The sequence below is a fragment of the Mesorhizobium sp. P2_E9 genome (genome assembly GCF_056403815.1).
Genome location: NZ_JBFUET010000007.1, coordinates 62,815 through 76,879 on the forward strand (window position 1 = coordinate 62,815; position 14,065 = coordinate 76,879).

13 protein-coding genes are annotated in these 14,065 nt (G+C 64.3%); 6 read left to right on the top strand and 7 right to left on the bottom strand.

The features are described 5' to 3' along the window. Positions 1-13: 13 nt before the first annotated feature. Entirely contained in the window at positions 14-688 is a 675-nt protein-coding gene (locus AC1D05_RS13815; protein WP_477441253.1) for a GntR family transcriptional regulator, read from the top strand. Positions 689-708: 20 nt separating this feature from the next. On the opposite strand, the gene AC1D05_RS13820 is transcribed toward AC1D05_RS13815, so the two are convergent. The 7 genes from AC1D05_RS13820 to AC1D05_RS13850 all read right to left on the bottom strand — a co-directional run bounded on the left by AC1D05_RS13820 (position 709) and on the right by AC1D05_RS13850 (position 8,650). Further along, complete coding sequence (locus tag AC1D05_RS13820) at positions 709-1,452, bottom strand: 4'-phosphopantetheinyl transferase family protein (protein ID WP_477441254.1); 744 nt, start codon at positions 1,450-1,452, stop codon at positions 709-711. Between the two features lie 215 nt (positions 1,453-1,667). Continuing rightward, the gene (locus AC1D05_RS13825) at positions 1,668-2,573 is read right to left on the bottom strand and encodes a dihydrodipicolinate synthase family protein (protein WP_477441256.1); all 906 of its coding nucleotides are present in this window, start codon (positions 2,571-2,573) and stop codon (positions 1,668-1,670) included. Between the two features lie 10 nt (positions 2,574-2,583). Next, complete coding sequence (locus tag AC1D05_RS13830; RefSeq protein ID WP_477441258.1) at positions 2,584-4,296, bottom strand: IlvD/Edd family dehydratase; 1,713 nt, start codon at positions 4,294-4,296, stop codon at positions 2,584-2,586. Between the two features lie 16 nt (positions 4,297-4,312). Continuing rightward, on the bottom strand, positions 4,313-5,092 hold the full coding sequence (locus AC1D05_RS13835; protein WP_477441260.1) for an SDR family oxidoreductase: 780 nt from the start codon (positions 5,090-5,092) through the stop codon (positions 4,313-4,315). Between the two features lie 25 nt (positions 5,093-5,117). Continuing rightward, the gene (gene araH, locus AC1D05_RS13840; RefSeq protein WP_477441262.1) at positions 5,118-6,068 is read right to left on the bottom strand and encodes an L-arabinose ABC transporter permease AraH; all 951 of its coding nucleotides are present in this window, start codon (positions 6,066-6,068) and stop codon (positions 5,118-5,120) included. Between the two features lie 10 nt (positions 6,069-6,078). Next, entirely contained in the window at positions 6,079-7,590 is a 1,512-nt protein-coding gene (gene araG, locus AC1D05_RS13845) for an L-arabinose ABC transporter ATP-binding protein AraG (RefSeq protein ID WP_477441264.1), read from the bottom strand. Positions 7,591-7,660: 70 nt separating this feature from the next. Beyond that, positions 7,661-8,650, bottom strand: coding sequence for an arabinose ABC transporter substrate-binding protein (locus AC1D05_RS13850; protein ID WP_477441266.1), 990 nt, complete (start codon positions 8,648-8,650; stop codon positions 7,661-7,663). A 256-nt stretch (positions 8,651-8,906) separates the two neighbouring features. Between AC1D05_RS13850 and AC1D05_RS13855 the strand changes: the two genes are divergently transcribed. From AC1D05_RS13855 to AC1D05_RS13875, 5 genes are all read left to right on the top strand, one after another. Continuing rightward, entirely contained in the window at positions 8,907-9,596 is a 690-nt protein-coding gene (locus tag AC1D05_RS13855) for a FadR/GntR family transcriptional regulator (protein WP_477441622.1), read from the top strand. Between the two features lie 7 nt (positions 9,597-9,603). Then, positions 9,604-10,752 carry a galactonate dehydratase gene (gene dgoD, locus AC1D05_RS13860; RefSeq protein ID WP_477441267.1) on the top strand — a complete coding sequence of 383 codons (1,149 nt, stop codon included), beginning with the start codon at positions 9,604-9,606 and terminating at the stop codon, positions 10,750-10,752. A 276-nt stretch (positions 10,753-11,028) separates the two neighbouring features. Continuing rightward, on the top strand, positions 11,029-11,274 hold the full coding sequence (locus AC1D05_RS13865; protein ID WP_477441269.1) for a hypothetical protein: 246 nt from the start codon (positions 11,029-11,031) through the stop codon (positions 11,272-11,274). Positions 11,275-11,377: 103 nt separating this feature from the next. After that, the gene (locus AC1D05_RS13870; protein ID WP_477441271.1) at positions 11,378-13,648 is read left to right on the top strand and encodes a propanediol/glycerol family dehydratase large subunit; all 2,271 of its coding nucleotides are present in this window, start codon (positions 11,378-11,380) and stop codon (positions 13,646-13,648) included. Continuing rightward, positions 13,645-14,064 carry a diol dehydratase small subunit gene (locus tag AC1D05_RS13875; RefSeq protein WP_477441273.1) on the top strand — a complete coding sequence of 140 codons (420 nt, stop codon included), beginning with the start codon at positions 13,645-13,647 and terminating at the stop codon, positions 14,062-14,064. Before AC1D05_RS13870 ends, AC1D05_RS13875 begins: the two co-directional genes overlap by 4 nt. The last annotated feature ends 1 nt before the right edge of the window (position 14,065 follow it).

Below are 14,065 nucleotides of genomic sequence, written 5' to 3' on the forward strand. Positions count from 1 at the left end.
ACGTGGATTTGCCATGGACCTGGATCCTTCGACGCTCAATCGGACGCTTCCGTTGCGCGATCAGATTTATCACCAGATCCGCACCCTGATCGTCGTCGGTCAGATGAAGCCGGGGGAAGTGATCAACGAGGTGGCCATCGCCGAAGCCCTCGGCGTCTCGCGCACACCGGTGCGCGAAGCGGTCAAGCGCATCAGTGACGAGGGCCTCGTCACGATCCTGGCGCAGACCGGCACCTATGTCGCCCCGATCAACCGCGTCGACCTGGAGGAAGCCTATGTCATCCGCCGCGCCCTGGAAATGGAAAGCGCCAGGCGCGCGGCCGTCAAATTCACGCCATCAGCCGGCGAACTTCTGGAGGACAACATGGCGGCGCACCGGCTCGCCATATCGCGCGGCAGATATGCCACCGCGATCCAACTCGACGACGTCTTCCACCGCACCATCGCCGAGATCTGCGGCCTGCCGGGAATCTGGCGCGCCGTCGACATCTCCAAGGCGCAGATGGATCGAGGCCGCACCCTCGTCATCCCGAAGCCCGGCTATGGCGAACAGACGATCGAGCAGCACGGGGCCATTCTCGATGCGCTGAGGCGCCACGACGCCGAGGGCGCCGCGCAGGCGATGGAGCACCATCTCGAAACGTCGTTCCGCAACACGCTCGAAGTCGCCGCCGAGCTTCTCGGCTGAAGCCGGCCGCACTGGATCGATCAGACATGCAAAGGCGGATTGATGGCGCGTGTCCGCCTCGGCACGATCTCGAGTTCGCCATCGGGCACTGCGGCCGCGATGCCGACAATGTGCCGGTCCGTCAGATGCAGGCTGCGGAACGCCCAACGCGAGGCATCGTCATCGATCTCGTCGCCGAAATGGGCAATGGGCGGAGAGACCTGCAGGTCGAGCTCAACCTTCTTCACCGGCAAGGAGAGGCCAATGCCGCGCGCTTTCACATAGGCTTCCTTGAGCGTCCACAGAGTGAAAAAGAAATCCTGTCTCGCCTGCCCGCTCATCGCCTCGAAGCGCGCGCGTTCCCAGGGCGAAAATACCGCCGGCGCCAGTTCGGCGAGACCGACATCGCGGTCGCAAGGCTCGACGTCGACGCCGATCTCCGCGAAAGTGGCAACCGCGCAGGCCACCAGGCCATGGGTGTGAGACAGGCTGAAGTGGAGGCTGCTGACGCCCAAGGTGTCGTCGATGAAGGGGCGGCCATACCGATTGGTGTCAAAGCGCCAGTGTTCCGGGGCGACAGCGCGATAGCGCGACAGGGTGGTCCTGACCAGGCCGCGCACCGCGAGATGCTGAAGCCGGGCCGGTTCGGACTTGAAGGCGTCGTGCCGATCGCGTTCGGGTCCGCTCAGAAGCCGCAGGCAGGCGGCTTGGTCATCCACGCCGAAGTCGTCGAGCTGCACGTACCACAGATCGACCTGGCCGCGTCGTGGATCGCTTTCTTTCATGGCCGGAGCCGGCCTGGCACGGGTGACGACATCACGATTGTTCCAGGCAAATCCGCCGCGCCGATCGCGGCCCGATGACGATCCATGAGCGGAGGAATGCGATGCGCGTCTTCATGTTGCCGGGACAGGGATCACAGTTCACCGGAATGGGCAAGGACCTCTTCGATGAGGTCGGCGCGGCGGTGAGGCGGTGACGGCCGCATCGAGAACTGGCTCTATCCCTGCAATCGCCCCAGACTGTCGGCGAAGCGCTGGACCATTGCGAGGCCAGTCTCATTGGGCCGCATCGCTGGCGCCCGGTCCTGTATGGCGATGCCGGCGCGGGCGCCGAACAGCCGCTTCCCGTAGCAGATCAGATTCTCGATGCCTTGCATGACGAAGACCGCTGCCGGCAGCATTTTGGCATATTCGGCCTCGGCTGCGACTTCATTGCCGGCGCGAAACGCCTCATAGGCGCGCACGGCATGGTCGATACAATCCGGCGCCAGGATCATGCCGCGGCAGCCGATGCGGAAATTGTCGATCAGTTCCAGACCGCCACGCCCGTTGAAGACGGGTGTCCGCCCCTCGGTGCGCTCGATTAGTCCGGCAATGTCGGTGACCGGGCCTTCGCCCTTGATCAACCTTATGTTGGGATGCTGCGTGACGAGGTCGCGGATTTCATCCGATGTCAGACCACGGCCGAAAAAAGCCGGCGCATTCTGGATCGCCACGGGCAGGTCGGTCGTATCGGCGACACGGCCGAAGAAGCGTATGTACTCCGGCGCCCCGTAGGATCCCCCAGGCGGCGGCTGCAGGATCACCCAGTCGGCGCCGACGCTTTCGGCGTGGCGTACCTGAGCGACCTGCTCGGCCACCGACGCGCCGAAGATGGTGAAGGCGAGCGGCACCTTGCCGGCGGTGTCCTCCGCTGTCCAGTCCATGATTGTTCGACGCTCGGCTTCGGTCAGCTTGGCGACTTCCGTCGCAAGGCCAAGTGCCGCCATGCCATGCACGCCGTTCGCCAGGCAGATCTCGACCTGCCTGCGCATTGCCGCGCGGTCGAGTTTTTCCTGGCCGTCGAACAGCGCGTAGAGAATGGCGTGGATGCCGTGGAAATCATCGGGCCGCAACTTTGGCATCCGTTCGCCCTCAATGGCTTTCGCGCGGAATGGCGTGGCCGCGGCTACCGACGAGGAAATCGAGGTCGGCGCCACGATCCGCCTGCAACACATGCTCGGTGTAAAGACCCTGATAGCCGCCGCGCATCGCCGGCTCCGGCGCAGCCCAGGACATCCGCCGTTTCGCGAGTTCCTGCTCAGATACGTCGAGATGCAGCTTCCGCGCCTCGACATCGAGTTCGATGACGTCACCACTCCTGACCAGCGCCAGCGGACCACCGACAGCGGCCTCGGGCGCGGCATGCAGCACGACCGTGCCGAAGGCGGTGCCGGACATGCGGGCGTCGGAGATGCGGATCACGTCGCGGACGCCCAGCTTCAGGAGCTTTTGTGGCAACGCCATGTTGCCGACCTCGGCCATCCCGGGATAGCCCTTGGGGCCACAATTCTTCAGCACCATGATCGACGTCTCGTCGATATCCAGCGCGGGATCGTCGATGCGCGCCTTGTAGTCGTCGATGTCCTCGAAGACAACGGCACGGCCGCGATGCTTCATCAGGCTTGGCGAGGCGGCCGACGGCTTGATGATGGCGCCGTCGGGTGCCAGATTGCCGCGCAACACCGCGATGCCGCCGTGCGGTGTCAGCGCCTTGTCGCGCGGGCGGATCACCTCCGGATTGTAGTTCTGGGCATCCGCAATGTTCTCACGCACGCTCTTGCCGGTGACGGTCAGCGCATCGAGATCGAGCATGTCGGCGATCTCTTTCATGACAGCCGGAATGCCGCCGGCGTAGCAGAAATCCTCCATCAGGAAGCGGCCCGACGGCATCAGGTCGAGGATGGTCGGCACGTTGCGGCCATACTGGTCCCAGTCATCCAGGGTCAGCTCTGTGCCGACGCGGCCGGCGATGGCGAGTAGATGCACGACCGCATTGGTCGAGCCGCCGATAGCGCCATTGACGCGGATGGCGTTGGCGAAGGCCTGCTTCGTGAGGATCGCCGAGGGGCAGAGATTCTCGTTGACCATTTCGACGATGCGCCGTCCTGTCATACGGGCGATGCGGCTGCGGCGCGCGTCGACCGCCGGATAGGCGGCATTGCCGGGCAGTGCCAGGCCGAGCGCTTCGACCATCGAGGCCATGGTCGAAGCCGTGCCCATTGTCATGCAGTGGCCGGGCGAGCGCGACATGGCGCTCTCGGCATTGGCGAAATCCTGCTCGCTCATCACGCCGGCACGCACATCCTCCGAGAATTTCCAGACATCGGTGCCGGAGCCGATCTCGCGACCCTGGAAACGGCCGTTGAGCATCGGACCGCCGGAGATGACGATCGCCGGCAGGTCGCAGGAAGCCGCGCCCATGACCAGCGACGGCGTGGTCTTGTCGCAACCGGCCATCAGCACGACACCGTCCATCGGGTTGCCGCGGATCGCTTCCTCGACATCCATCGATGCGAGATTGCGGAACAGCATCGCCGTCGGCCGCAGATTGGATTCGCCGCAGGAGAACACCGGGAACTCCAGCGGCAGGCCACCGGCCTCCAGCACGCCGGCCTTGATGTGCTCGATCAGTCCGCGAAAATGCACATGGCAGGGCGTGAATTCGGAAAATGTATTGCAGATGCCGATCACCGGGCGGCCGTCGAAAGCGTCGTCGAGCAGGCCGTTGTTCTTCATCCAGCTGCGGTGGATGAAGGCATCCTTGCCGAGGCCGCCGAACCAATGCTGCGATCGTCTCTTGGTCATGGATTTTTTCCGGCGTTCAGGCGGGGTGCTGAAGCTGGCTCAGCCCGCCATCGACGACGAGGGTCGCCGCGTTCATGAACGGGCACTCGTCGGAAATCATGAACACCGCGGCGAGCGCGATCTCGCGCACCGAGGCGATGCGGCCGCCGGGATGCAGCGCCAGAGTGTGGGCGCGCGCCAATGCCGGATCGGCAAAGCTGTTCCAGTAGTCGACCGCCTTCTGCGTCTCGACATAGCCGGGCGCCAGCGCATTCACGCGCACGCCTGGCGCCGCATATTCGAGCGCCAGCGACTTGGTCAGCCCGAGCAGCGCGTGCTTGGCGACCGGGTAAGGAAAAGTGTGCGGAATGATGGTGAAGCTGTGCGTCGAGGCGATGTTGAGGATGGCGCCGCCACCACTCGCGATCATGCCCGGCAGGACCGCCTTGCTGCAATTCCAGGCGCCCTTGACGTTGACGTCGAAATTGCGGTTCCACTCGTCCTCGGTCGCTTCGAGCGGCGTCGAGAACACGTTCATCCCGGCATTGTTGATCAGTGCGTTGATCGGCCCGATCTCGGCGGTTGCCTGCCGGACGGCAGCATGAATCGCGGCCCCGTCGCTGATGTCGGCTGTTGCATGGCCGACATCACCCTTCGATGCGGCCAGGCCGGCAACGGTCTTGTTCAGAAGCTCACCATCCTGATCAACCAGAAACAGTTTTGCCCCCTCGGCCAGACAGGCCTCGGCGATGGCCAGGCCGATGCCTTGCGCGGCACCGGTCAGAAAGATGCGTTTGCCGGACAGACGCTCAGCCATCGCGGTCACTCCCCTTGGAGACGGATCAACGCCGGCCGAGCGCCGACGAGCGCAGATTGTCGAGCAGCACGGCGAGCAGCAGGATCACGCCGCGCACGATGTACTGGTAGAAGGCCGGGATGTTGAGCAGGTTCATGGCGTTTTCGGCAATGCCCATGATCAGCACGCCGACGATGACGCCCGACATGGTGGCGCGGCCGCCGGCGAGCGAAACGCCGCCGAGCACGCAGGCCGAGATGACCGAAAGCTCGAGCCCGACCGCCGCGTTGGGCTGGCCGGAGGTGATGCGCGACGCCAACAGGATGCCGGCGATGCCGCAGACGACGCCCTGCAGCGCGAAGATCCAGATGCGCGTCCAGTCGACATTGACGCCGGCCAGCCGCGATGCTTCCGGATTGCCGCCGATGGCCAGCGTGTTCTTGCCGAAAACAGTGCGGTTCAAGACGAAGCCGAAGATGCCGAAGAGGACGGCCAGCACCCAGATCGGCGTCGGGATGCCGAGCAATTTCGACAGCGCCAGTTGGTAGAAATCCGGGCTGTTGATACCGACGGCGCGGCCGTCGGATGCAATCAGCGCCAGGCCGCGCACGATCTGCATGGTGGCGAGCGTCGTGATCAGCGCGTTGATGCGGAATTTGGCGATGACGACACCGTTGATGAAGCCGACGAAAGCACCGCAAGCGATCGCCGCCAGCAGCCCGAGCAGGATCGAACCGGTATAATTCGACGCCATCACCGCGACCATGCCGGCGAAGGCGACGATCGAGCCGACCGACAGGTCGAAGTCGCGCGCGGCGAGGCAGAACATCATGGTGCAGGCGACGATGCCGACGGTGACCACCGACTGCAGCAGCCCGAGCATGTTGCGGTCAGTGAGGAAGTTCGGCACCAACAGCGACACCAGGGCGAAGGCGACGATGAAGATGACGACGAGACCCTGTTCGCCGAGCAAGAGCTTCTTCAACTGGTCGGTCATGCCAAGGTCCTCAGGATGCGATCGCGTCGGGGGTTTTCGTGTCGGGAAGGGCTGCGGCCAGGATCGCCTTTTCGGCGAACTGGTTCCGGTCGAGTTCGGCGCTGATGCGGCCGCCGCACATCACCAGGATGCGGTCGCAAATGCCCATCACCTCGGGCAGTTCAGACGAGACGACGATGATCGCCAAGCCGTCTTCGGCAAGCTGGTAGAGCAGTTCGTAGATTTCCGCTTTGGCGCCGACATCGATACCGCGCGTCGGCTCGTCGACGATAAGGACGCGCACGCCCTGCTCCGACAGCCAGCGGCCCAGGATGACCTTCTGCTGGTTGCCGCCGGAGAGGTTGATGATGTCCTGCTTGCGCGAGGGCGTGCGCACCTTGAGCTTCTTGATGAAGGTTTCCGCAGTGGCGATCTCGCTGGCGCGGTTGAGCACACCGAAGCGGGTGTGATGGCGCCGCGACGAGATGTTGATGTTCTCCTCGATCGAGCGGCCCTGGATGATGCCGTCATGCTTGCGGTCTTCCGAACACAGCACGATGCCGGCGCGGATCGCGTCATGGGGATCAGTGGCACGAACGATCTTGCCGTCGACGGTAATGGTGCCGCCCGATCGCGGGTCGGCACCGAAGACCAGCCGCATCAGCTCCGAGCGGCCGGCGCCGATCAGGCCGAAGAAGCCGACGATCTCGCCTGCCTTCGCCTCGAAGCTGGCCGGCGTCTTCAACTTTGCGCCGGAAAGGCCTTCGACCTTCAGCCTGACATCGCCTGATTTGCGTGGGCGAAAACCCCAGATGTCGGAGATTTCGCGGCCGACCATTTCGGCGACGACCTGGTCGCGGGTGACGCCTTTCAGCGATGCGTGGTGCGCCGCGAGCTTGCCGTCGCGCAGAACCGTCAGGCTGTCGCAGAGCCGGAACACCTCGTCCAGCCGATGCGAGACATAGATGATGACCTTGCCCTCGCCGCGCAGGCGGTCGATCAGGGCAAACAGGATTTCGCTTTCGCGCGAGGACAGCGACGAGGTCGGTTCGTCCAGCGCGATGACGCGCGCGTCGAGCATGATCGCCTTGGCGATCTCGACCATCTGGCGCTCGCCGATGGACAGCGTCTTGACCTTGCGGCGCATGTCGATGTCGATGCCCGCGGATTTCAGCTTGGCACCGACATCTTCCAGCATCCGTCGGCCAGCGATGATGCCGGCGCTGGCGGGAAAGCGGCCGAGGCTGAGGTTTTCGGCAACGGTGAGCTCGGGGACCAGTTGCAGTTCCTGGTGGATGACGATGACGCCATTGTCGAAGGCATCCCGCGTCGATGAATAGGCCTGAACCTTGCCGTCGATGCGGATCTCGCCGTCGTCGGCATGCTGATCACCGGACAGGATCTTGATCAGGGTCGATTTGCCGGCGCCGTTCTCGCCCATCAGGCCATGCACGGCGCCCTTGTCGACGCCGAAGGAAACGTCCGACAGCGCCTTGACGCCCGGATAGGTCTTGGTGATGCGCGAGAAGTCGAGAAAGGACACGGACGTCGATCCTTCTGTGTCACGACAAAACAGGCGGCGGGATGAGCCGCCGCCTGTTGTACAGGGAGGATTATTCGATGCCGAGGCCCTGGCGGACCTTCTGGTAGTCGTCGCGCTTGGCGAGTGCACCGGAGGTCAGGATCAGCTTCTCCGGTTCCTTGTTGTTGGCGACCCAGTCATACATGTTGAGCGCCGTCTCGTAGCCATGGCGCTTCGGCGAGATGATCACCGTGCCGACAAAGCCGGTGGCGGTCGGCTTCTTGAACTCGTTGATCGCCGAATCCGCGCCGCCAATGCCGACGCCGATCATGCCGTCGGCGGGAATGCCGACGCTTTCGGAAGCACGCACGGCGCCAAGCACGGCTTCGTCGTTGAGGCCAAAGGACACCCACTTCTTGATGTCGGCATGGGCGTTGAGCACAACCGTTGCGGCATTGAGGGCGGCTTCGGTGTCGGTCTTGGCCTGCGGCGCGTCGAAGATGTTCTCGGCCTTGAAGCCGTTCGCCTTGAGCACCGAGATGGCGCCTTCGACACGGTCGACGGCGGTCGGCAGCTGGTCGTAGGAGACGCGGATGGCGCCGACTTCGTCGGCCTTCCAGCCGCGCGCCTTCATTTCGTCGACGATGGCCTGGCCGACGGCCTCGCCGATCTTGGTGGCCGAAATGCCCATATGCGGCACGTCTTCCAGCGCCTTGCCGTCAGCACCGACCAGGCGGTCGTCGACGGTCATCAGCTTGAGGTTGTTGGCGGTGGCCTTGGCAACGATGCCGGGGCCGAGCTTGACGTCCGGGGTGCAGACGATGAAGCCTTGCGCGCCCTGGGCGCCGAGATTGTCGATCGCCGACATCAGCTTCTCACCGTCCTCGGCGCCGATCTTGACCAGGGTGAAACCCTTTTCCTTGGCGGCCTGGTCGGCGAACTTCCACTCGTCCTGGAACCACGGCTCCTCGGGCTGTTTGACGATGAAACCGATCTTGGTGTCCTGAGCATATGCAGCGATGGTCGTGACGGACAGCACGGCAAGCGCGCCCGCGACGAGCGCGGTCTTCAAAAGTCGCATGATTACCTCCCAGCGATGGCCGGGCGCTCAGCCCGGATGCAGAGTCTCTAATTCTTTTTATCATACTCGTCAATTGATCTGGTATGATAATTAAGATACATGCTCTGACCAGGGATCGCTGGCGCAAATCATCCGCATCCGGTAAGGCCGGGCCGGTTGTGCGAAATCAGCGGGTTCGCCGCCTTGGAGGAGGGCTGAGGTGACCGAAACTTCTAAGAAGGCTTCAGGCGATACGGCCGCCCGCCGCCCGCGCGTCATGCCCGATGTGACCAAGGCAATCGCTTCGGACATCTTTTCCGGCCGCTACCCGGCCGGCTCCTCGCTGCCGACCGAGAACGAACTTGGCGTCGAATATGGCGTCAGCCGCACCGTCATCCGCGAGGCGCTGAAGGTGCTGGCGGCCAAGGGGCTGGTGCTGTCGCGGCCGCGCGTCGGCACCATCGTCTGCGCCGAGGACGACTGGAACATCATCGACCCGCAAGTGCTGGCCTGGCACGCGCCGCATGCGCTCGACGACAAGCTGTTCGACGCCATCCTCGAAACGCGCCGCGCCATCGAGCCGCTGGTCGCCGAGCTTGCCGCCACAAGAGCGACCCTGCAGGAGATCGCCAATCTCGAAGCGGCGTGGCGGGGGATGGCCGGCGCCGGTGAGGACCTCGCCGCCTTCTCGCGCAGCGACATTGCCTTTCACCAGATCGTCTATGCCGCGAGCCACAATCCGATCTTCCGGCAGATCGGCAATCTGATCGACACCGGGCTGAAATTCTCGCTGGAGGCAACAGCGGTGATTTCACTCGACCGGCGCATGGAAGCCGTGGCGGCGCACCGCGAAGTGGTCGAGGCGTTACGCATGCGCGACGCCGAGGCGGCGCGTGGTGCTGCAAACCGGATTCTCGACCTTGCGGCGCGCGACCTCGTCAGCGCCAAGAAACTCAAGAACAACTGAGACCAGCATGAAAATCATCTCGCTCACCACCTACATCGTGCCGCCGCGCTGGCTGTTCCTGAAGATCGAGACCGATGCCGGCGTCACCGGCTGGGGCGAGCCGGTGGTCGAAGGCCGTGCGCTGACCGTCGAGGCAGCGGTCAAGGAGCTTGGCGATTATCTCATCGGCAAGGACCCGCGCCTGATCGAAGACCACTGGACGGTGATGCATCGCGGCGGCTTCTACCGCGGCGGACCGATCCTGATGAGCGCCATTGCCGGCATCGACCAGGCGCTGTGGGACATCAAGGGCAAGGCGCTCGGTGTGCCCGTGCACGAACTGCTCGGCGGAAAGCTGCGCGACACCATCAAGGTCTATTCCTGGATCGGCGGCGACCGGCCGGCCGAAGTGGCGGCGGGCGCCAAGGAAGTGGTTTCGCGAGGCTTCCTGGCGCTCAAGATGAACGGCACCGAGGAACTGCAGATCGTCGACAGCCACGACAGAATAGATGCCGCGATCGAACGGGTCGCAATGGTGCGCGAGGCGGTCGGCCCCAATATCGGCATCGCCGTCGATTTCCACGGCCGCGTGCACCGGCCGATGGCGCGCATCCTGGTCAAGGAGCTCGAGCCTTACCGGCTGATGTTCATCGAGGAGCCGGTGCTCAGCGAAAACCGCGAGGCGCTGAAGGAGATCGCCGCCCTCGGCTCGACGCCGATCGCGCTCGGCGAACGGCTCTACAGCCGCTGGGACTTCAAGTCGGTGTTCGAGGAAGGCGTCGTCGACATCATCCAGCCCGATCTGTCGCATGCCGGCGGCATCACCGAATGCCGCAAGATCGCGGCGATGGCGGAAGCCTATGATGTCGCGGTGGCGCCGCACTGCCCGCTCGGACCGATCGCGCTCGCCGCCTGCCTGCAGCTCGATGCGGTCAGCTACAATTGCTTCATCCAGGAGCAGAGCCTCGGCATCCACTACAACGCCGCCAACGACCTGCTCGACTACGCCGCCAACAAGGACGTTTTCCGCTACGAGGATGGCTATGTCGCCATCCCCGATGGTCCGGGCCTGGGTGTCGAGATCGACGAGGAGTATGTCAAGGAACGTGCGAAGGAAGGCCACCGCTGGCGCAACCCGATCTGGCGCCACAAGGACGGCTCCTTCGCCGAGTGGTGATCGGGACTTGCCCGGATCGCCGCCGCCTCGTCCGCATTTTGCCAGAAGTGCCTCGGCGCAGACCCGCGTGAACCAAGTGTGCCGCGTACGCAGAAAATCAGCCTGATCGCGCCGCCAGTGTTGCTCGATTCCGGCCATGATGGCGGGATTGCTCCAGGTGGAATGCCCACCCGCCGTGTAGACGGTGACTTCGCCTGCGAAAAGCCGCTCCCTGGTAACCAGGAAATCGACCCGAGATCGCCGGCGATGCGCGGTGCGATGGCGGCGGCCTGACGAATGCATTCGACAAGGCGCGGCGTCACCGAGAGCGCTTGGTCCTGGGATAATCGATGTCGCGGCCCGGCACGGATTGGCACGACGATCAACGGCGCCGACAAGTTCATCAAGCGTGAGCGCATCGCCCTCCTGCCGGCCGGCGACAACCTCAAGACCGGCCTGCATATCGGCAGCGAGGAGACCCGCGCCTTCCGGCTCGGAGGAGCTCAACGAGCGCTTCAACACCTGGTCGGGACTTCGGAATAGACATCGCATGGGCGGCGAACTGTTCGCCGACCACGGTCGATCCAGGCCATTGTGTGACGAGTGGGCATTCACTAGTCTTTCGGCCGGGTCGAGGATCGCACGCATGACGCCGAAACTGAACCGCTGGAAGCGCTTTGCCGACTGGGACGAGCGGCCGTTGCGGCTGGACAAGTTCGCGGCGGAAGACCCCGCCAACGGCTTCTCCGCCTTCTCCAGCCCGGCCGATCCCAAACCCGGCATCGGCATCCAGGGCGGGCGCGTCGTGTCCCTCGATGGGGTGCTCGAACACGACTACGACATGATCGACCGCTTCATAGCCCGCCACCACATCGACCCGGAGGTGGCGCCTGAAGCGATGGCGCTGGACTCGGCGACCGTCGCACGCTGGCTGGTCGACATGAACGTGCCGCGCGAAACGCTGGTGCGACTCGCGCACGGCATGACACCCGCGAAACTCGCCGAGGTGGTGTCGCAGCTCAACGCGTTGGAGATAGCCTTCGCCTATTCGAAGATGCGGGCACGCAAGACGCCGGGCAACCAAGCGCATGTCACCAACGCCAAGGACGACCCGCTGCAGCTCGCCGCCGACGCGGCGACCGCCGTCGCCTTTGGCTTCGACGAGATCGAGACGACCATGCGCGTGTCGCGCAACGCCTGGTCCAACGCGGTGGCGTGTGCGGTGGGCGGCGCGGTCGGCCGCTGGGGAACGCTGTTCCAGTGTTCCAGCGAGGAAGCCGAAGAGCTGCGCATCGCCATGGCCGGCTTTACCTCCTACGCCGAAACCGTTTCCGTCTACGGCACCGAAAAATCGTTCACCGATGGCGACGACACGCCATGGTCCAAGGCATTTCTCGCCGCCGCCTATGCCTCGCGCGGCGTCAAGATGCGCTGCACGTCGGGCGCCGGCTCCGAATTGCTGATGGGCTTCCACGAGGCAAAATCGCTGCTTTACCTGGAAGCGCGCTGCCTCTGCCTACAGCGTGGCATGGGCGTGCAGGGCACGCAAAATGGGGGCATCGACGGCGCGCCCTTGACCGCGACGATCCCCGGTGGCGTCCGCGAGCTGATGGCCGAGAACCTCATCGCCGTCTGGCTCGATCTCGAATGCGCGTCCGGCAATGACGCGCGCTCCACCGAATCGGAAATTCGTGTCGGCGCCAAGATCCTTCCCTATCTGATCGCCGGCTCGGACCTGATCTGTTCGGGAATGGGATCTATCCTGAAATACGACAATTCGTTCAACCCGTCGCTGATCAACGGCGAGGAATTGGAAGACTATCTGGTGCTGCAGCGCGATTTCGAGGCCGATGGCGGGTTGACGCCACTGCCCGAGTCACGCGCGATCGAGCTGCGCGAGCGGGCGGTGGAGGCGATTGCGGCCGTGTTCGAGGAGCTCGGCCTGTCCTCGCCGACCGAAGACATGAAGACCAGCGTGGTTTACGCCTCCGGCTCTGACGATACGCGCAGCCTGATGCCGCGCGACGTGTCCTTCATCAGCGAGGCCATCAAGGAGCGCGGCATCACCGTGATCGATGTGGTCAAGGCGCTCGCCAACCGCGGTTTCCGCGAAGAGGCCGAGAACCTGCTGAACGTGGTGAAGCTGCGCCTTTCGGGCGACTATCTCCAGACCTCGGCCATGATCCGCAACGGGCGAATCGTCAGCGCGGTGAACGATCCGAACGACTATCTCGGCCCCGGCTCCGGCTATCGCGTGTCCGAAGAACGGCGCCTGCAACTCAACGACATCCGCGATGTGCTGGATCAGAAAGAAGTGCTGCGCTCGGAAGCCCTGCACGAGAAGGACGAGGCAAGGCACATCCGCTATCGCAACCTTGGGCCGGCAGCCAACGGGTCGGCGAAGGACGATGTCGTCATCGGCATCAGCCCGGCCTTCGGCTTGAAGCTCTACCGGACGACGGCCGGACATCGGCTGTCCGAAGTGCTTGGCGCGATGCTGGATGCAATTCGCGCGCGCGGGCTCAAGGCGCGCGTCGTTCGCTTTCGCCATACGGCCGATACCTCCTTCCTCGGTCTGTCTGCCGCCCGGCTTGCCGGCAGCGGCATCGGCATCGGCATCCAGGCCAAGGGCACGGCCGTCATCCATCAGCGCGACCGCCAGCCGCACAACAATCTGGAATTGTTTTCCAATGCGCCGATCACCAGGATCGAGCACTATCGCGCGCTCGGTGCCAATGCGGCGGCCTATGCGCTGGGCCAAATGCCAGAGCCTATCGTCGTGCCGCAACGGGGCGAGGCCATGGGTTCGCGCTACCACGCCCGCGTCGCCCTCATCTACGCCATCGAAACCGGGCTGACCGAAGCAGGTGCGGCTCCCGAAGAGGTCGACATCACCCTGACGGGAGCGAAATCGTGACCCATACGCGCGCCGACTATCCGCTCGCCGAAACCCAGCCCGGCGCCGTGACCGGCAAGCATGGCAAGGCGCTTCCGGAGATAACGCTGGATGCGGTGCTCGCCGGCCACGTGACGATGGAAGACCTTCGCATCACGCCGCAAGCACTGCAGGCCCAGGCCGACGTGGCGCGTGATGTCGGCCGGCCGACTCTCGCCCTCAACTTCGAGCGCGGGGCAGAGCTGGTCGAGGTACCGCAGGATTTCATCATGCAGGTCTACGAACTGCTGCGCCCAGGCCGCGCCAAGTCCAAGGAAGAATTGCTCGAGGCCGCCGCCACGATGCGCGAGACCTACCAGGCCGAACGCATCGCCCGTTTCATCGAGGAAGCCGCCGAGACCTACGCAGCGCGCGGCCTTTTTACCTTCCGCTTCTGAA